20 protein-coding genes are annotated in these 17,950 nt (G+C 28.3%); 6 read left to right on the top strand and 14 right to left on the bottom strand.

Features of this window, described 5'->3' with window-relative positions:
* Positions 1 to 10 precede the first annotated feature (10 nt).
* Positions 11 to 631 carry a phospholipase D family protein gene (locus tag J0H68_09285; protein ID MBN8828886.1) on the top strand — a complete coding sequence of 207 codons (621 nt, stop codon included), beginning with the start codon at positions 11 to 13 and terminating at the stop codon, positions 629 to 631.
* Here the strand turns inward: J0H68_09285 and J0H68_09280 are convergent.
* The 10 genes from J0H68_09280 to J0H68_09235 all read right to left on the bottom strand — a co-directional run bounded on the left by J0H68_09280 (position 623) and on the right by J0H68_09235 (position 7,726).
* Positions 623 to 2,050: an ABC-F family ATP-binding cassette domain-containing protein gene (locus J0H68_09280; GenBank protein ID MBN8828885.1), complete on the bottom strand. Its 1,428-nt coding sequence runs from the start codon at positions 2,048 to 2,050 to the stop codon at positions 623 to 625. The genes J0H68_09285 and J0H68_09280 overlap by 9 nt on opposite strands.
* 196 nt (positions 2,051 to 2,246) lie before the next feature.
* Entirely contained in the window at positions 2,247 to 2,390 is a 144-nt protein-coding gene (locus J0H68_09275; GenBank protein ID MBN8828884.1) for a hypothetical protein, read from the bottom strand.
* On the bottom strand, positions 2,390 to 3,370 hold the full coding sequence (locus J0H68_09270) for an NAD(P)H-dependent glycerol-3-phosphate dehydrogenase (GenBank protein MBN8828883.1): 981 nt from the start codon (positions 3,368 to 3,370) through the stop codon (positions 2,390 to 2,392). The genes J0H68_09275 and J0H68_09270 overlap by 1 nt, the downstream gene beginning before the upstream one ends.
* Positions 3,370 to 4,362, bottom strand: a complete 993-nt coding sequence (locus J0H68_09265) for a Fic family protein (protein MBN8828882.1) — start codon at positions 4,360 to 4,362, stop codon at positions 3,370 to 3,372. Before J0H68_09265 ends, J0H68_09270 begins: the two co-directional genes overlap by 1 nt.
* Positions 4,363 to 4,463: 101 nt before the next feature.
* Positions 4,464 to 5,237, bottom strand: a complete 774-nt coding sequence (locus tag J0H68_09260) for a hypothetical protein (GenBank protein ID MBN8828881.1) — start codon at positions 5,235 to 5,237, stop codon at positions 4,464 to 4,466.
* Between the two features lie 8 nt (positions 5,238 to 5,245).
* Entirely contained in the window at positions 5,246 to 6,217 is a 972-nt protein-coding gene (locus tag J0H68_09255) for a tyrosine-type recombinase/integrase (GenBank protein MBN8828880.1), read from the bottom strand.
* A gap of 22 nt (positions 6,218 to 6,239) precedes the next feature.
* Positions 6,240 to 6,509 carry a type II toxin-antitoxin system RelE/ParE family toxin gene (locus J0H68_09250; GenBank protein ID MBN8828879.1) on the bottom strand — a complete coding sequence of 90 codons (270 nt, stop codon included), beginning with the start codon at positions 6,507 to 6,509 and terminating at the stop codon, positions 6,240 to 6,242.
* Entirely contained in the window at positions 6,493 to 6,711 is a 219-nt protein-coding gene (locus J0H68_09245) for a ribbon-helix-helix protein, CopG family (protein ID MBN8828878.1), read from the bottom strand. The genes J0H68_09250 and J0H68_09245 overlap by 17 nt, the downstream gene beginning before the upstream one ends.
* Positions 6,712 to 7,050: 339 nt before the next feature.
* Positions 7,051 to 7,206: a hypothetical protein gene (locus tag J0H68_09240; protein MBN8828877.1), complete on the bottom strand. Its 156-nt coding sequence runs from the start codon at positions 7,204 to 7,206 to the stop codon at positions 7,051 to 7,053.
* Positions 7,207 to 7,219: 13 nt separating this feature from the next.
* Positions 7,220 to 7,726 carry a hypothetical protein gene (locus J0H68_09235; GenBank protein MBN8828876.1) on the bottom strand — a complete coding sequence of 169 codons (507 nt, stop codon included), beginning with the start codon at positions 7,724 to 7,726 and terminating at the stop codon, positions 7,220 to 7,222.
* Positions 7,727 to 8,021: 295 nt separating this feature from the next.
* On the opposite strand from J0H68_09235, the gene J0H68_09230 reads away from it, so the two are divergent.
* Positions 8,022 to 8,459 (top strand): hypothetical protein, encoded by a 438-nt coding sequence (locus J0H68_09230; protein MBN8828875.1) that lies wholly within the window; start codon positions 8,022 to 8,024, stop codon positions 8,457 to 8,459.
* Between the two features lies 1 nt (position 8,460).
* Here J0H68_09230 and J0H68_09225 read toward each other — a convergent pair whose 3' ends face one another.
* Together J0H68_09225 and J0H68_09220 are read right to left on the bottom strand one after the other, a co-directional pair.
* Positions 8,461 to 8,793, bottom strand: coding sequence for a hypothetical protein (locus J0H68_09225; protein MBN8828874.1), 333 nt, complete (start codon positions 8,791 to 8,793; stop codon positions 8,461 to 8,463).
* Positions 8,783 to 9,115: a type II toxin-antitoxin system RelE/ParE family toxin gene (locus J0H68_09220; GenBank protein MBN8828873.1), complete on the bottom strand. Its 333-nt coding sequence runs from the start codon at positions 9,113 to 9,115 to the stop codon at positions 8,783 to 8,785. The genes J0H68_09225 and J0H68_09220 overlap by 11 nt, the downstream gene beginning before the upstream one ends.
* 149 nt (positions 9,116 to 9,264) lie before the next feature.
* Between J0H68_09220 and J0H68_09215 the strand changes: the two genes are divergently transcribed.
* Positions 9,265 to 9,717, top strand: coding sequence for a hypothetical protein (locus J0H68_09215; protein MBN8828872.1), 453 nt, complete (start codon positions 9,265 to 9,267; stop codon positions 9,715 to 9,717).
* Between the two features lie 229 nt (positions 9,718 to 9,946).
* Here J0H68_09215 and J0H68_09210 read toward each other — a convergent pair whose 3' ends face one another.
* Together J0H68_09210 and J0H68_09205 are read right to left on the bottom strand one after the other, a co-directional pair.
* Entirely contained in the window at positions 9,947 to 10,822 is an 876-nt protein-coding gene (locus J0H68_09210; protein ID MBN8828871.1) for a hypothetical protein, read from the bottom strand.
* A gap of 23 nt (positions 10,823 to 10,845) precedes the next feature.
* Positions 10,846 to 11,424, bottom strand: a complete 579-nt coding sequence (locus tag J0H68_09205; protein MBN8828870.1) for a hypothetical protein — start codon at positions 11,422 to 11,424, stop codon at positions 10,846 to 10,848.
* Positions 11,425 to 11,561: 137 nt separating this feature from the next.
* On the opposite strand from J0H68_09205, the gene J0H68_09200 reads away from it, so the two are divergent.
* The 3 genes from J0H68_09200 (at position 11,562) to J0H68_09190 (ending at position 17,765) form a co-directional block, all read left to right on the top strand.
* Positions 11,562 to 14,549, top strand: a complete 2,988-nt coding sequence (locus tag J0H68_09200) for an ankyrin repeat domain-containing protein (GenBank protein ID MBN8828869.1) — start codon at positions 11,562 to 11,564, stop codon at positions 14,547 to 14,549.
* Positions 14,550 to 14,640: 91 nt separating this feature from the next.
* Positions 14,641 to 15,735 carry a hypothetical protein gene (locus J0H68_09195; protein MBN8828868.1) on the top strand — a complete coding sequence of 365 codons (1,095 nt, stop codon included), beginning with the start codon at positions 14,641 to 14,643 and terminating at the stop codon, positions 15,733 to 15,735.
* A 137-nt stretch (positions 15,736 to 15,872) separates the two neighbouring features.
* The gene (locus tag J0H68_09190) at positions 15,873 to 17,765 is read left to right on the top strand and encodes an ankyrin repeat domain-containing protein (protein ID MBN8828867.1); all 1,893 of its coding nucleotides are present in this window, start codon (positions 15,873 to 15,875) and stop codon (positions 17,763 to 17,765) included.
* Positions 17,766 to 17,950: the final 185 nt, after the last annotated feature.

The following is a 17,950-nucleotide window of genomic DNA, read 5'->3' as shown; positions in this document are numbered from 1 at the left end:
AGTTAGAATTATGCCAAGAAAAAAGAAAACCATTTCTACAAAAGTTTTATTTAATGCAACTAACAACAAGTTTTTTGCATTATTACTAGGTTTGCTTGTTGGATTTGTATTTTATTTAAGAGAGTTTACTCACCACTTTACTGTTGTATCACCAGACCTTGATGTTGAAATTTGTTTTACTCCTCCTTCAGGATGTAGGGAAGTAATTATAAACAAAATCAATTTAGCTAAAAAATCTATTCATATGCAGGCTTATTCTTTTACTTCTAAACCTATTTATGAAGCTTTAGAGAATGCTGCTCGTAGAGGAGTTAATGTCAATATATTACTGGATAAATCACAACTCACTGAGCCTAATACTATTTATAAACCATCCCTTCCCTCAACTTCCCTTATACATATTGATATTGATAGATCGGTTAAAGGAATAGCTCATAATAAGGTTATTATCATTGACGACCTATTTACTATTACTGGCAGTTACAATTTTAGTAATGGAGCGGAATTTAGAAATGCTGAAAATGTAGTTATTATTAAAAACAAAGATATTACCAAAGAATACAAAAATAATTGGCAATTCCATTATTATGAAAATAAATTGTTAACTTTACCAAATAAAATATTACCTTAATTGAATATTACCCTTTAAGATATCATAATAATTATCAATTCCTAGTTTTTCTAAAAATTCTTCATCATGGGAAACTATTATCATTGCACCTTGATATTCTTTTAATATTTGTATTACATGATCTGTAGTTTCTAAGTCTAAATTATTTGTTATTTCATCTAAAACTAATAGTTTTGGTGGGTTAGCTGCAATCTTTGCTAAAGAAAGCCTTGCTCTTTCACCACCAGAAAGGTTGCATACTAAGTTATTAATTTCCTCGTTTTTGCGGAAAAGAAATTCATTTAAATGTTTCCTTATATCTGCTTGGATCCAATTAGGAACTACATCACTTACTGAGTCAAATACAGTCACATTTGAGTTTAAATTTCCATAATGCTGATCTAAATAACCTATGTCTTCTAATTTAGGTAATAACCATTCCCCTTTTTTTATAATATTAGGCTTATTTAATATCGCTTTTAACAAAGTTGATTTTCCCGAACCATTATCACCACATATTGCTATTCTTTCATTAGAATTAACTGAAATATTAATGTCTTTAAGTATTATATTGTTTTCATATGAAATATTTCCATTACTAATTACAATTAAATCCTTATTAGGAATATAAGCAGATTTTAAATGAAATTTAGGCTTTAAAATCTCGGGAATATACATATCAGAAAGCTTATTATTTAACTCTTGTTTCTTATGTGAAAGCTGTGCTTTTTTATTTCCTGAAGTTTCTTGCGCTCTACCCATTTTAGCTTTGCTAACAATAGTTGGCCATTTACGGTTATCTATACTTTTCTGACCTTTTAAAGCACTCCTAGAAGCTCTTGATTGTTCTTCCATTAATGAAGTGTGTATTTCCTTTTTTTGACGTTGAATTTGCGATAATTCATCTTCAAGATGGTTACGCCTAATAAGTGATTCTCTTAAATAACCTTCGTAGGTACCATGAAACATAGTAATTTTGCCATTATCAATGTGCCAAATTATATCCATCGTTTTTAGTAACTGAGTATCATGAGTTACTACGATTAATGTACCATCGAAAGAATTAAGCATTCTCATAAGCGATTTTCGATTACTGCTATCTAGGTGGTTAGTAGGTTCATCAAGAAGTAAAACATTAGGAAAAGAGCTAATTGCTTCAGTTAAAGCTGCATTAAACTTTTGTCCACCACTCAATGCTTCGAAAGCTTCGATAATTTGGGGGACATTTCCAAACTTTACATCATTTGGGATACCAACTTTTCCATCACTAGATTCAAATTGGCCTTGTAAGATTTTAAGTAAGCTTGATTTACCGCTTCCATTTCTTCCTATTATAGCAATACGGTTGCCAAAATAGATTTGAGTACTAAAATTCTCAAAGCAGATTTTATGAGGTAATATTAAAGCTAGATTATGGATGTGAATAGGTTTATGAGTCATATAATTCTCTCAAACAATTTGGGACTAATTTGGATAATGCAAAAAATTAAGATATAACTTTGCATAATTAAGTCCAAAATAGGACTTAGAGAGAATTAATTTTCATAATACAGAGACTTCAATAAATATTAATAATGTGTTAATAAAGATAATAATATATAATTAATAATTGTCAATATTCTTAAAGGCTTATTTTTTACTCTTCTATAAATTCATCTTCTTCACCATACATTTCTTGAAAAGTTATTGTAGCTATATCTAACATAACTTCAGTACTTAGAAAGCTTATATCATCAACGTTATTTGTTTTTTTATTTGTTTTGGAAAAATTATCATTCATTAACTTACTTTTTCTAAAGATATTAATTTCTTCAAAATAACCGCGCTTTCATTTTCATAAAGTATATTATGAACAGATTCTAAAATAGGGGACTTAATGCCTTTATTTTTTAATAGTGAATATAAAGATTTAGCCGTAGTATATCCTTCAGAAAGTAAATTGGTATTTTTGATTACTTCTTCAACATTTTTATCTAAATTGATTGCAATTTCATAGCCAAGTTTGTTATTTCTTGATTTATTCCCTGTACAAGTAAGTACTATATCTCCTAACCCTGCAGGCGTAAATACTGTTTCCTCACTTCCGCCTAAAGTTATACAAAGTTCTGATATTTCTTTAGTTCCTTGGCTTAAAAAATAATAAAAATAATTCTCACCTACTTCTAGTCCTCTTAATATTCCACATGCAATACCTAATACATTTTTACATGCTCCAAAAATTTGTGCACCGATTATATCTTCTGAGAAATGAAATTTAAAACTAATGCTAGACGATTTATCTGTAATTTTTTTTATTTCTGAATGTTTACTTGCAATTAATGTACTGGCAGGAAGACTTTGGGCTATTCCAAGCGCTAAATTAGGACCTGAAAGCATTGCAGTTTTACTATTAGGAAATACTTCTTCCACTACTTCATGCATTAGTTTTAAGGTAGTTTCTTCTATACCTTTAGAACATATAATTATATTAGCATTATCTAACGAGAAATTTGCTAGAACTTTTCTTATAGTCTGAGTTGGTATAGTGACTAAAACAGCATCATAACTATTATTAGAAAATTCTTTAGGATCATTAGTAATTCTTAGACCATTTTTATTAAACTTGAAACCAGGTAAGTATTTAATATTTTCTCCTGTTTCTCTAAAGGTTTCATTCAATTCTTCATCTCTTGACCAAATGGTTACGTTTGACCCTATTTTCTGATAATGTAATGCAAGAGTAGTTCCCCATGCCCCTGCTCCTATGACGCCAATTTTCATTATATATTTCCTTTGTGTATTTTTTGCTTTATCTCTTCTAAAGTATAACGTTCCTTTTGTAGAGCTTTAATTTTTTCTATTATATCTATTACATTTGAATTATATAACCCATAGCCTGACTTAGTGTAGGAATCAATATTAATGAGCCCCAATGACGTCCAGTATCTTATAGTTGGAATTGGTTCATTCACTTTTTTAGCTAATTGTCCTATCTTTAATAACTCTATTTCTTTATCAAGTATTGGTTCTTCATCTTTAATAGCCCTTAAATATATTTCTAAAGATTTATCTACTGCATTTATAATTATATTTAAATAATCTTTTAAATTACCGCCTAATTGCGCTTTTTCTAATGCATTTATATATTCTAATCTATATTTATTATTTATAATTGCTGGAGGATAACCATTTTGAATAAGTATAAGGTTCATCAAAAGCCTTGCTGTTCTTCCATTTCCATCAGTGAAAGGATGTATAGAAACTAACTTGTAATGTGCAAGGGCAGCTTTTTCTACAGGATGAATATTATTACCTTCATTATTCAGCCAGTTAATAAACTCTTCCATTAAATTGTTTATCTTGTGAGCCGCAGGCATAACTACACTTGAGCCAGATATCCTCACAGCTACATTCCTATATTTCCCTGCATTATGATCATCGATGCCTTTTAATATGGCATAATGAATAGATAATATTTCATGTTCCTTAATTGTTTTTTTCGATTCAGAAAGAGAGTGAATTAAATCCAGAGCTTTGGCATGGTTAATTGCTTCAAGATGTTCGATAAGGCTTTTACCCCCTATCGTTAAACCTTTCTCAACAACAACCGCTGTTTCCTTTCTTGTTAAAGTATTACCTTCTATAGCATTGCTTGTATAAGTAAGCTCAACTTTAAACCATTTCTCTAAATTATTAATTAAATCAAAATTTAAAGGTCGAAAGGAATCAATCTGCTTTTTTTTATTATCTAATTCTTTGTAACTCAAAACCATAAACTATAAACCATTACTTTATGCTTTATAGTTTATAGTAAAGATAGTTTATTGTAAAGTAAATTAAATCCATTTTAAAGTAATTAAAAATACATTTAAAATTAATTATTTAAATTTATTATTTTTAACGCTTTAATCCTGAGATTATAATGAAAATCTTTTATAATAAAATCTATCATAGAAGATATTTCATGAATTTCGTAAGGTGTAAACTGAATGCATTCATCAATATTCCAGCTTTTAGATTTTTTAATAAAAGTTCGTTCAAATTTTACATTATGATTATCAAATTGACGAGTATCGACCCATGTATTTAAGATATCCTTTTCAGTTTTATAATTTTCACCTTGTTTTTTACCATAAACCTTTGTTTTTAGTTTGTACCAATGAACCGTAAATTTATTATCATTACCATTAACATCATCTTTCCGTACATAGCCTTCATAACTATGTGTAAGTATATCTCTAGCAATATTCAAGGACCTAATACTTTCTGAATACTTTATTGGTATTCCAATATTTTTTTCGAATTTACTTATAAAACCATTTAAATCCTTAATTTTATTAGCTTTATCTTTAAATTCCTCTTTAATAGGTAATATTTTAAAAATTCTTTCTAAGCATTGTTCAAATGATTCTATCATATCTTCAAGTAATCTATTCATAACCCACTCTGCGAAAGTTTTTTTATATTGATTTTGATTTTCAAACCAATCAGGAAATACAATTTGAAAATCAGAAGGTTTATCTTTTTCCAATTCAATATTATTGATTGATAATTTTAGGATGTGATTTGCAATTCCTGAATAAAATTGAGCTCTTTTTAAAGAGCGAAAAACTATTTCATATATTTTAACTATATCTATATCTGACATTATATCTATCAATTAAAAATATTTTCTGTTTGATTTTCTAATTCATCTGCTGATGGCTTGGTATAATTAAAAACTACACTTGCTGATACATTACCACTTAATGCATGCGCTGCTGAATGTCCATGTTTTTCTGCTATCCTTTTTAGTATAGAATGCCTAAGCATATGCGGGGATAATTTTATTTTCTCAGGTAATTGAGCCGAAGCTTGAGCAGCTATTTTCTGACAAATTCTATGAACATCTCTTGTATCAAGTCGATTATTGTTTTTAGTAACAAATAATGGATCTTCTGGTTTGTATTCTTTTCTCGTAGCTAGGTATTGTTCAATTCTTTCTTTGGCTTCTTTTGGTACATGAATTTTACGTGTAATCTTTCTACCTTTTCTTACTACATTATGAAAACCGCTATTATAATACTGGCTAATATTCAAATTCACTAACTCAAATCTTCTCATGCCTGTATATAAAAGTGTATAAAATACTGCTACTTCAAGGTATGGATTTTGATTTGCTTTTTTGCATATTGCTATTCGATGATTACAGCCTATTTCTAAAAGCCTTATCTCATCATCGGTTAACCCTTTCCATGCTGGATCATCAACTATTACATCTCTTATATTAGTAAAAGGGTTACCTGCTAAAAATGGTCGTTGTTTATTTATCCAATTTGCAGCATGTCTTAATGTAGCAAATATCCTATTAATAGTAGTTGCACTATATGGAATATTCAATAAATAACCTTGAAAACCTTTAACTACTGAGGTAGTCCAATAATCAATATGGTTAGTTTTAAAGTTTTCGTGAAAATAATTAAGGAATTTAATTATATCTCTTTTTTTAGCTCGTAATGTTTCATGAGGAGATCCAATAATTTGAGTTGTGAAATAAATCTCAAACCAATAACTAATTGAATCTTTTTGATTTATTTTATTAACTTCTATTGAAGGTAATTTTGGTTCAAATAAAGTAATCTCATTCATTTTTAGACCTTATAATAGATTACTAATCATCATAGACTTTATCTCTTTTTGCAATTCTAATAACAAGTATAGTAAAGGTTTTACCTTGTATTAAGCTAATGATTCTTATTTTTCCTACTCTATACCGCCAAAGGCCAGCTTTATTACCAACTAATGGTTTACCTAAAGAGGTTGCATCTTCTAAAGGGCTAACTTTATTATTTAAATAATCAATAATTTCTCTTTGATCGTTTTTAGAAAATTTCTTTAATTCTTTTAATGCTCTATAGTCAAATTCAATCTTCCAAGCCAAGATCTTTCTCCACTTCTTCCATAGAATATTTTTTACCAGGCTTAGCTAAACGAGATAAGGAAATTAACAAATCTTCTTTTTCATCTAAATATGCTTCTAAAGCTTGTTGCACAATATAACTTTTGTTACGATCAATTTCTGCACAAAGATGATCTAACCTAGTTTGTAGATGTTCTGGTAAACTAATAGAATTATTACTCATAATATTATCCAATTATAATTATACTATTACTACTATTAATAATAATATAATTATAATTAACTGTCAATGTTATTTATAATTATTATAATATGATTATTATTAATTAATAGACTTATTGTTTGTATTAGCTATATTACAATAATTAAAGTTAAGTGTTTGATTTAATAAAAACTTACCGGACATAAAACTAGCCACTTTTCCCTCCTTTAATAAAAATTGGTATTTAGGAAACTTCTAGCCTTAATTTTAGGGAAAATAATAATATATGTCCGGTAAGTTAAGTTATAGGACGCAACTCTATAACCTAATGCCGCGTAAGGTACGTTTTTATATAACTGGTCATTTTTTGCTTTTACCCATAACAAATACAAGAAGAAGTGTTCTAAATATAAAATAACTAATAACTAATTTTAATCCTATGCTTTCACATAAAAATGGGGACTTACTTACCAAACACACTTCTAAACTATGTGAGAAGTTTTTTATAAAATCCATATTTAATCTCCTATCACATTGCTTTCACTAAAATGTTGATTTGTTTTGTATCCTCATGGATATCAGCTGTTACTAGACTATAATCTTCTAACTCAAGTTCTAAACTGGCATATTTATCTTTATTGATGATATTTTTGCTATAGATATTATTCTCTAGATTTGATTGAAAATCTTTTAAAAGTATGGAAGGTAATTTACTGATTACATTTCTAACAAACTTTTCCGCTTTTGATTCGATTATTAATAATTCTTCTTCACGATTTGTAAGCGTGTAACCTGAAGTATCAAGAAGAAACTGAAGCTTAATAAAAACTTGAAATCCTTTTATTTTTTCATTTAATTTCAAGCCTAAATCAATTTCTTCTATTATCTTTGGCCTCTTGTCTATTTCATATTCTTGTATTTTTCTTTTATCATTTAGATTAATAAGAGTGTTACCGATTATGTTATTTAAGGCTTCCTTTGTTAAACGTGAAAGCTTAGTGCTAAAAAAATCAATATCTTTCCTTTGGCAAACCATATAGGCCTCCTTTACTATGATAAATTGTAATTTTATTAGGTAATATAGCGACTCGAGATAATCTAAATTTGTTTTATTTACCCAAAATCCATACCCCTTTTAATTTTTCCTTATTGTGTTGGTCTATTGCTTCAAATATTTTTTTATACATTCTATTATTTCTGATCTCCTTATTGATTTTCAAAATTAGATGTGTTACTTTATAGTGTATATACCTTATAAATATTAATATACATTATAATGTACTATTTGTCAATATATAAAATACGTTATAATGTAACTTTTTGAGTTGTCTATGAATAATAGTTTAAAAGAACTGGATAAAATTTTAGAGAATATTATAAATTTTAAAGTTCCAGCTGAAGGTTGGATTAATTTTATTAAAAAGAGTTTAGGAATACCAAACTTATTACTTATCAGGAAATTAGGTGTTGCACCTAATTATTTGATTAGAGCTGAAGAATCTGAACAAAACAAAAAGATACAGCTAAATTCACTTGAAAAAGTATTTGATGCAATGGAATGTGAACTTGTATATTTTCCTAAACCTAAAAATTTTCCTTCTTTTTTAGCACTGATAGAACACAAAGCTCTTGATAAAGCTAAGAAAAACTTTGATGAAGAAGTGAGCAAGATGAATATAGAAATCAAAGATGAAAGTCAAAAAACTTTGGTTTTGGATATGATAAAACAAAAGTATTTAAATGAAAGCTTAAAAAAATTATGGGAATAGTCTAAACAGCTTTTCTATTTTTCTTAGCCTTTGTAAAATTGATATTAATATCTAATGCAGTTATAAGCTTTACAAAAGTTGTAATTTTTGGTTCAGATTTTCCGTTTAATAATTTAAAAAGATTTTCTCTATTCAAAGAAGCTTTTTTTGCTACTTTTGCTACTCCGCCTTGCGACATAATAACCTCTCTAAGTAAGCTTAAAAAATGTTGAGTGTCGTTTTCTTCAACGTATTCTTGAAATGCTACAGTTAGAAAAGTTTCTAGATATTCTGGGTCTTTTAATTTTTTACTAAAGTAATCATCATAATTACCAGCTTGTTTTTTATTTACCATTTTGTCGCTCCATAAAATCTTTATAATATTTTTCTGCTTTTTTTATATCTTTATTTTGCGTGCTTTTATCCCCACCAAGTAATAGTAAAACATTCTTAGTAATTTCTGCGAAATAAACTCTATATCCTGGCCCAAAATCTAATTTTAACTCTAAAATAGACTTTTGAAGCCTTTTAAACTCTCCATAGTTACCTAACTTAAGCCTATGAATTCTACTATCAATTCTTGCTTGAGTTACATTATCCAAACTTTCAAGCCATTCTATAAAGGGAGAATTGCCTTTTTCAGTAATATAATATAATAATTCTTTATCTTTTTTCATCTTTACATTATTTTATCATTACACTTGAGAGTAGTCTGAAAGCTACTATTTGTCAATAATATTTTTAATTTCCAGTAAGAGTATACAAAGTACAAATATTTAATTAGCATTGGCGTTTAACTTATATTTAATTTTTAATAAGGAAGCTTATGGAAAATATAAAAGAAAAGAAATATGAAGTTATAACTATTAGTACGACAAGAGAGATGTTTTCATATCGTGTAGAAAGGAACTATAATAATTATAAAGAAATGAATTCATATATTAACCATAATAATTTTATTTCTACAACAGAAAAAGCTAAGTTATTAGGACTTGCTTATGACCTTGCTGTTTCATTACATCACTTAATCGATTATGCTAAAAGTGACAAAATAATTTTAAATGATACTGAATTAGATGATTTTGGTTCTTTAAATAATATTAACTATTATGATATTATAAATGAAGTAACTAAATTTCAGCCTAATTTTTCTTTCCATAATATTTTAAAAAACTGTGCGGATGCCGTAAAGCATAAAGATTTAACTCAAAATAAAACCACTAGATGTTTAGATTGTATAGAAGACCTAAGTGTCGAAGAAGTTACAGTTTTTGGCTAAGGATTTCCACAAAAATTTTCTCCTCAAGTCATTATTAATACTAAAGAATATGGTAAAATCTCTTTTACATCTATTATTGATAAAATGATAAACATATGGAGGCAAAAACTTGAAACCTTTTACAACAAAAATATTTAAATTAAAGCTTAAAAAAATTAGAGGAAAATTCAGTTATTTTTTCTTTTAGACATAATTATTCCCCTTTAACGGTCAAAATAATAAAATAGCCTTAACTATAATACTCCAATATTGACTCTACTTTATGAACTGCCATCAAGCCATCTACTTCAGCGTGCTTTAATATATCTATGTATTTATTGTAATTATCTTGCGTTGGGCTTTTAATGTATTCTTCATGTATTACCGCTAGTTTCTCTGCTTCTTCTAAAAACTTACTTACCTTTTTATTTGCTTCTTCTAGATCCTTTGAAAACCCTTGTTCTTTTATATAATCCTTATATGCAGGCGTTTCATAGGTCTTAAGCATTTCCCCTTGCACTTCACGACGGTTTTGTTTCCCTTCCCAATCCTCATATATCTTTCCAGTTTTAGGATTAATCTTCGGATTAGAACGTTCAGTAACTTCATGAATTGCTGCATCTAAATATTTTTGGTCATGAGTAGAGGCATATTCCTTAATATTTTTAAAAAAAGAAGTTTGCTTCCCAACTAATGAATTACCACCTGTATAATATAAATCTTCAATAGCTAATCGCTCGTTTGGTGTTAGTTTACCTTTCCAAATTTCCTCACCAAAGGTTCTTCGTAATTCGTTTTCCCGTACTCTTGTAGAGTAATCAAATAAGACTTTTATTTCCTTGTCATTAAGTACTCTTTTGCCATTAAACACATCTTCGAAAGAGACATTTATATTATGTTCTGCAAACGCATTTATTAATTCTTGTTTAGCATTAGGGTTTTCCAGGTTAAAGCCTATACCTACAGTTTTTATTCCTTGTGAGTCTAAATAAACTTTACATTTTGCTCCTTCATTAGCTTTAATGAATTCATATTGAAGCTTTTTATATTCCTCATCAGATAGATTATTAGCTGCAAGTTTGTTTCTAATTTCCCTAGTTAACTGTAATTTATTTTGATCGGCCATTTAATTACCCTTGTTATCAATTATTATTTACCAAACTCCTCGTCTAATACTGCATCGTTAGTAAGGTAGTAAACTTTCATATATGGGCAATCTTCTCTTTTTATTTTTGTGAAATCGCAATGCTTTCTTATTGAAACAGTACTATAGGTGCTATGAAACATCAGCACATTTTTAAAAACCAATAAATCGGTATATTTTTCTTCTATAATTTGTTTTTTAAATTTAGGATTAAATATAAAATCATAATTAGCTATAAATTCCTCTTTATCGTTTATAACCTTTTCCTTTAATAGCATTTCCCTATTCGGTTCATCTATTGATACAGGCTTTAATAGATAAAACACGCTTAATGGATAATTCATCATGTCAGCTAATATTTCCTTTTGGTCATTTTTTACTGCATCTTGAAACTTAAACCAGAATTCTTTCATCTCTTTCCAGTATTTTCCGATCCCTTTTTCCATTTCCCAGTCTTTACATTCTTTGTAAAAACTACCTTTTGGATATTTACAAATCTCAAAATCAAATGGTTGAGAAATATCTTCACTATACGCAGGGGAATTTGTAATAAGTAAACTGAATAAAAATAAATATTTAAACATCAATGATTACCTTAATAAAAAACAGTTTAATTAATAATTTATTAAGAGAATTACCCTCTGTCAAATTATATTAGTTTTGACATTATAGTTAATATATTTCATAATTATTAATATATTAACTATTGATTATTGTCTCAATGTCAGAATTATCTAAAGATCAAAATGAACAAGAAGCCTCCGAATGGGAAGAGATATTATTTCGTGAACTTACTAATAAACATTTGTATGAAAAATTTAGAGGTACAGGAGTTTTTATACATCCTCATTATGTTCTTACCAATTATCATGTAATTCAAAATGGATTTAACTATACTGCCAGAAATTATATTACACCTCTACCCTTACAATTAATCGCTTTTGATGAAGAACATGATTTAGCTTTATTATATTCTCCAATTGCTTCTGAGAATGTCGTTAAATTTGATTATAACTGTAATAATAGAGAAGATTTTAAAATAGGTGATAGTATAACCATTATTGGATATCCAGGAACAAGAGGTGACAACAATACTTGTCATATTACTAATACTATTATCACTAATATAGATAATGATAATTCTAAAAATAATCTTGTTTACGATAAAAAAGATACCCAACAAGGTAGCTCTGGTAGTGCTATATTTAACGTTCATGGAAATTGTATTGGTATCCACTGGGGAGGTACTGATTCAAATGGTTTGGCTATAGGAAATCATCATATTTTTAATTTTCTAAATAATTTAAATATCCCATATTGCTTAGCTGATGAAAACAACCTTGATAATCCATCAACCCTCGAAAAATGTGTACATAATATCTATTCGATTAGACTTTTACATGGGAATATTCTAAATTATGAAAATTCCTTCTTAAAAGAAAATGATATTTATTCATTAAATGAAAAAGGACAGACTCCTTTACATGTTGCAGTGATATCAGGCAATTATAATGCAGTAAGACAATTAATTAATGAAAATGCCAAATTAAACATACAAGATAAATATGGTAAGTCACCTTTCGATTATGCAAATCAAAATAAGAATGTATATCCCTATATAAAAGAATTTATTGATCTAACTATTGATAATAAAACTAAAGAATTAGCTCTAATCAGATTAGTTTGTGAGGCTATTATTAATGATTATATTACAATTTATAATGAAGAAGAAGTTGGATTTTATAGTTTTATTAAAGCTTATCCTACTTCACTTATTCATTCACTTCATCTAGTTTATAAAACCAAGAAATTTAAAGAAATTGCCAAATATAATGAAAAGATCAAAAAAGTTTTAGAAACTATATATAATTTGAATTCTAAATTAACATCTTTAATTGAAGATAAAGTATTTAACGAGCATCAAAAGAAGTTTTTATACGCTTTAGATGCTTACTTAGGAGATTCTTTTCAAGAAAAAAACATCTTCTCTAAAGTAGAGTTTTTACTCCAGAAAGGCGCATATATCAATGGTGCGGATTATAATGACTTAACAATTTTGCATAAAGCTGTTCAAAATGGCTCAGAAGAGATAGTTAAATTTTTATTAAAACACGAATTCATTGATGTAAACATTATAAGTGAATATGATCAAACACCTATCCTTTTATGCGCAATTAAAAAAAATCAGTATAATATTGCTAAATTACTTTTAGAAGCGGGCGCTGATACCGAAAGCAGAACACACGAAGGGTGTACAGCTTTAAGTATTGCTATTCAGAGGGGTTATGATGATCTTATTAAACTGTTAATTTCTTTTAATGCTAATATTGAAAAGGTAAATGAAGAAGGATTAACACCATTATTACAAGCTGCTAATCAATTTAATGCTGCTTATACCATAGAGATTTTATTAGAAGCTGGTGCAAATATTGAAGCCACAGATAATAATAAAATGACACCTTTGCATATTGCAGTATGTAAAGGTTATATTGAAACTATAGAAATTCTTATTAAATATAATGCTAAATTAGACGTTTTAGATATAGATAACGATACCCCTCTTCATATATCAGTAATGAAAAATTATCTCGATATATCTAAATTATTATTAAACAAATGTAATCTTGTAATTTCTAAAAATAAAAAAGGTAAAACACCTTTACATATTGCAGCTAGTAAAGGTTCTAATGTTATAATCAAACTATTACTTGAAAATGGTGCCGATCTTAATTTAATTGATAATGACAACAAAAATGCTCTCGATTATGCTAAAGAATATGAGAATTTAGAAGCTATTAATTTACTATCTGATCACATTAGAATTATCACGCAAGTAAGTTCGGATAATAATGATGACTTTTTCGATTATTTTAGTTATTTAACTCTTTTTCTAAAAGCTGATTTTATCAAAATTGAAACAGATTCTTTTGGAGATTTTATAAAAGTTTCAGAGCCATCACTTATGAGATTTATTCATCTAATATATAATTTTTGTCAAATTGAAAAGAAATCATTATTAAATTATAAAAAAGATAGTAATGAACTAAAAATTATAAATTTAGTTAGTTCCCTTAACGATGAGCTTTTAAGCAAAAGCGGTAATTCCTTAGAAAAAATAAAGTTTCTTGTTAGCAGAGGTGCAGATGTTAATGCTGCTGATAAATTTGGTGAAACACCTCTAAATTATGCCATACAAAATGAAAATTATGCCAACGTTAAATGGTTATTGGAGAATGGTGCGGATGTTAATTTAAGTCGTACAGATGGTGTCTCTCCTCTTTTATATGCTATTGTACATAAAAAATTAGATATTTTTAATCTCTTACTTGAATATAATGCTAAAACAGAGATAGGTGATAAATTTTTATTATACCCTCTTCATTACGTAATAATGTCTGACCTTAATGACTTCCTCATTTCTCTTTTAAAATATGACCCAGATCTTAATGTAAGAGATTTAAGAGGTTCTACTGCTCTACATTATACAAGTAGCGCTAATAATTTAGAGGCTGTTAAAATCCTATACAAATATAGTAAAGATAATAATGTTAGCCTAAATTTAAATATAGGAAATTATTGGGATGACACACCTTTACATTATGCTGCTAAATTAAAATGTATTGAAATATATGAATATTTATTAGAAATAGGTGCAGATCCATATTTGAAAAATAGAACAGGCAAGATACCTGCTGATTATCTAGATTAACCTAAATTACAAAAGTTTAGAAAACTTGACAAAAACCGTTATTTGTTAAATAATTAATATATTGTTAATGTATTGAATTCATAGGCTTGATATGGCTAATGACGACAGCGAAAAAGATAAACAATTAGAAGAAAAGAATGAGAAAATCAACTCTTTAAGTAAAAAACAGAAAGAGGAAATAGCGGGTTATATTGACGAATTCATTAAAGATCAGAAGGAAAAAGGCTTAAAGGATAGAGAAGGCGACAAAGATGAGTTAGTTACTCCTGAAACATTAGAAAAATTAGAAGCAGTAATAGAAAAGCTTAAATCTGAAGGCAATATTGAATTAACACCAGAAGAACTTGATTTACTTGAAAAATTAGGGGTTAAAAAGAGTTGGATGAAAAAAGCCTTAGAGTTTCTTACTCCAAAATTACTGGCTAATTTTATTTTAGATAGTGTTAAAACGTTTTTTGGCTTAAATCCTAAGGTAAGTAAAGGTGAATTGAATCGTGAAGATTTAATTAAAGATTTTGAGGGTAAAGCTGAAGCTTCTAAAGCTGCAAGCAATGAAAAGGAAAAAGATCAACAACAATCTAAAGAAAAAGGAAATGATTCATTACCAAAACTTGGAGCTAATGAAGAAAAAGTTGATAAAAAGGATAAGGAAACAAAAATACCTTTTGACGAAAGCGCTACTAAAGTTAAAGCTGACTTCCCAAAAGCAGTAGATAAACTTGAGAAAGATCCTAACCTTAAAGAAAAGATTGAGGGTGTTAGTAAAAATAATGTTGAAAATAATGTTAAAGAAGAAAAAACTCCTTTAAATCAAGAGAAGCTAAAGGATAATAAACAAGATAATAGTAAAGATAAAGATCAAAAACAGCTTCAGAAGAAAGCTGAGTTTGATAATGATTTTAAAAGAGATATTAAAGAGGATAAAGATCGCGCAATAGAAGACTCCAAATTACCTACAAATGCTCAAAAATTTAATGAGGCTACAAAGACTGGGGAACAAGAAAGTAAGAATCAAACTAATAACTCCAATAAAATTCCTGATAAGGTTAAGGGTGAAGCTCAAGAAGTTGGTAAAGGGTTACAAGGTAAAGTTACTCCGGTTAAAGGAAAAGGTGATGACGGAAAGGATCCTTCTCCTCCCCCTACTCCTACTACCAGGCATGATCCTTCTGGCCAAAAACGGTAGATAATAATTTTAAATTAAAAGAAAAATTACATAATCTTTTTAATTTTACTACCTATGGTTGACAAAAAATTATAAAAAAAATATTATGATTTAACCAATTGTTAACGTTCCTTATTAATTTTAAATAGGTTCACACCATGTCAAAAAGTCAAAACAATCCTTCGAATTTTGAACATCTTTATAAAAACGCTGAAATTAGTGTTACTGAATTTAGGCATAGTACATATACAGAATTACAAAAATTTTTAAATAACAACTATGCAAACCAATTAAATAATTTTTCTCAAGATTTAAAAACCTTTAAAAAAGCATTTTATATATATGGACCAGAATTACAATATGCTCTTGATAATGGTTATTTTAATAAACTCAAAGAATCAGATGTAAAACCGAGTTTAAGTACAACTGCTGAAAAAATTAAAATAGAAGATCATTATACAAATCGAGTCAAAAGAGAATACAAAGGTATATATGGTAGTATAACTCAAGGCACTGATGAAGGATTAGGGATATTTTTTAGTGGTAATAATAAAGATAAAGATTTTACTGGATTCGTTGAGGTTAAAAATGATGTTGCAGTAAGTGCTACAGAAAGTGAGAAAAGAAGTAGTGTAATATTTTTCTATCAAGGATCGACTCCTTTTATGAGTGACACCTTTATTAATAAGGATATTACCCCTATTCTGCCTCACTGGATTAACGATTATTTTACAAAATTAGAAATAACAAATGAACCTAATAAAATTCATGGGTTATATATAAATTTTGATATTGATAAAAAAAAATTCTCAGAAACAGAAGAAAAAACATTTGCAAGATATTACTCTCAAAAACCTAATCTTGTAATACAAGCTGCTATCGATGGAATAGCAAAAGATAATATAAATATTCAAAAGAATAAAAAAGCAGATGATACTATCGGCTTTAAATATACTGCTCCCGCATCAACCCCAAGATTTTTTAGCTTAGCTGTTGCTAATGATGATTTTGCAAAAAATATAGATTACCACATTCAAACTTATGCTAAGCAAAATGGTTTAAAAGAAAAGGACATTAAAACTCTTAAATCAAAGGTTCAGGATGTTTTAAAAGTAAGTAATTCACTCGGCACAAAACTTCATTTTATGATTGAAGATAGAGAAAATTCGAGTAAAATTATTTCCCTTCTTGATAAAGGTGCTAACGTAAACGCACGTGATGAGCATCAACAAGTCCCATTACATTTTGCGGTAAATGCTCAAAATCCTGACGAACAATTAATTAAAACAATGCTTAATAAGGGCGCAAATCCTAATGCTCAGAAAAGTACCGGCCGCACACCTCTTCATTTCGCCTGTAAAAAAGTTGGAACTGATAAAAGCAGACCACATGCTGATATAGCATCATTATTCGTTGATTATGGTGGCGATCCAACTATAAAAGACAATAATGGAATCACCCCTCAAGAGGAAATAAATAAAGGTAAACCACAGCAGATTGTTCAACAACCTGTACAACAACATTATGCACCACAATCCCAACCTGTAACTCAGGTTTCAGCTTACGCTCCTCATTTGAATTCACCAGCTATTAATATTAATACCATTTCTAATAATAATAATGATGCGGTAAATGTAAGAGATCATTTAAACAGAACTCCTATTTTCTACGCTGTAATGAATCAAAATGTTAATGCTGTTAAAGAGTTACTTAATAAAGGTGCCAGAATTGATCTGGAGGATGCTACAGGACTTAAGCCTGCTAATTATGCTCGTGCTCTTAATAATGAAGAAATCATAAACGTTTTAGCTGAGCATGCAATAAAACAAGCTACTCAGAATATGGGTCAAACTACAGCTAAGCCTTTACCTCCTACTCCTCCCGCTAAGGCTCGTACTTCCACTACACCGCCAAAACCTGCACATATGGAAGCTCACCGAAATAAAGAAGTACCTACTTCTAGCTTAGGTAATTTAGCTCCTAAACCATGTCCGACATTTAGATCGACAAATGAGCTAGGTAAAAAAGGTGGAAATGAACACGGTCATTAATTAAATATAAAGATAGGTAGTGTTAATTTAGCATTACCTATCTTTTCTGTACTTTAGGTTTACAATTAATTAACGCTCCATTAATCCTTTCGTAAACATTTTACTATATTACAGTTTCCTTCATGTTTTTTTTGATATATACCTAAAATATGTTACATATTTTGGTTTGTAAAAAAAATGACAAT

Source organism: Sphingobacteriia bacterium (genome assembly GCA_017304685.1).
Classification (GTDB): domain Bacteria; phylum Pseudomonadota; class Alphaproteobacteria; order Rickettsiales; family 33-17; genus JAFKLR01.
Note: the sequence above shows the minus strand (reverse complement) of the source record. Positions and strands in the feature narration are given on the sequence as shown.

What these genes read in the sequence shown, in the direction of transcription:
- J0H68_09285 (MBN8828886.1), top strand. Translation starts at nt 11, where the DNA reads ATGCCAAGAAAAAAGAAAACCATTTCTACAAAAGTTTTATTTAATGCA.
- J0H68_09280 (MBN8828885.1), bottom strand. Translation starts at nt 2,050, where the DNA reads ATGACTCATAAACCTATTCACATCCATAATCTAGCTTTAATATTACCT.
- J0H68_09275 (MBN8828884.1), bottom strand. Translation starts at nt 2,390, where the DNA reads ATGAATGATAATTTTTCCAAAACAAATAAAAAAACAAATAACGTTGAT.
- J0H68_09270 (MBN8828883.1), bottom strand. Translation starts at nt 3,370, where the DNA reads ATGAAAATTGGCGTCATAGGAGCAGGGGCATGGGGAACTACTCTTGCA.
- J0H68_09265 (MBN8828882.1), bottom strand. Translation starts at nt 4,362, where the DNA reads ATGGTTTTGAGTTACAAAGAATTAGATAATAAAAAAAAGCAGATTGAT.
- J0H68_09260 (MBN8828881.1), bottom strand. Translation starts at nt 5,237, where the DNA reads ATGTCAGATATAGATATAGTTAAAATATATGAAATAGTTTTTCGCTCT.
- J0H68_09255 (MBN8828880.1), bottom strand. Translation starts at nt 6,217, where the DNA reads ATGAATGAGATTACTTTATTTGAACCAAAATTACCTTCAATAGAAGTT.
- J0H68_09245 (MBN8828878.1), bottom strand. Translation starts at nt 6,711, where the DNA reads ATGAGTAATAATTCTATTAGTTTACCAGAACATCTACAAACTAGGTTA.
- J0H68_09240 (MBN8828877.1), bottom strand. Translation starts at nt 7,206, where the DNA reads ATGGATTTTATAAAAAACTTCTCACATAGTTTAGAAGTGTGTTTGGTA.
- J0H68_09235 (MBN8828876.1), bottom strand. Translation starts at nt 7,726, where the DNA reads ATGGTTTGCCAAAGGAAAGATATTGATTTTTTTAGCACTAAGCTTTCA.
- J0H68_09230 (MBN8828875.1), top strand. Translation starts at nt 8,022, where the DNA reads ATGAATAATAGTTTAAAAGAACTGGATAAAATTTTAGAGAATATTATA.
- J0H68_09225 (MBN8828874.1), bottom strand. Translation starts at nt 8,793, where the DNA reads ATGGTAAATAAAAAACAAGCTGGTAATTATGATGATTACTTTAGTAAA.
- J0H68_09220 (MBN8828873.1), bottom strand. Translation starts at nt 9,115, where the DNA reads ATGAAAAAAGATAAAGAATTATTATATTATATTACTGAAAAAGGCAAT.
- J0H68_09215 (MBN8828872.1), top strand. Translation starts at nt 9,265, where the DNA reads ATGGAAAATATAAAAGAAAAGAAATATGAAGTTATAACTATTAGTACG.
- J0H68_09210 (MBN8828871.1), bottom strand. Translation starts at nt 10,822, where the DNA reads ATGGCCGATCAAAATAAATTACAGTTAACTAGGGAAATTAGAAACAAA.
- J0H68_09205 (MBN8828870.1), bottom strand. Translation starts at nt 11,424, where the DNA reads ATGTTTAAATATTTATTTTTATTCAGTTTACTTATTACAAATTCCCCT.
- J0H68_09200 (MBN8828869.1), top strand. Translation starts at nt 11,562, where the DNA reads ATGTCAGAATTATCTAAAGATCAAAATGAACAAGAAGCCTCCGAATGG.
- J0H68_09195 (MBN8828868.1), top strand. Translation starts at nt 14,641, where the DNA reads ATGGCTAATGACGACAGCGAAAAAGATAAACAATTAGAAGAAAAGAAT.
- J0H68_09190 (MBN8828867.1), top strand. Translation starts at nt 15,873, where the DNA reads ATGTCAAAAAGTCAAAACAATCCTTCGAATTTTGAACATCTTTATAAA.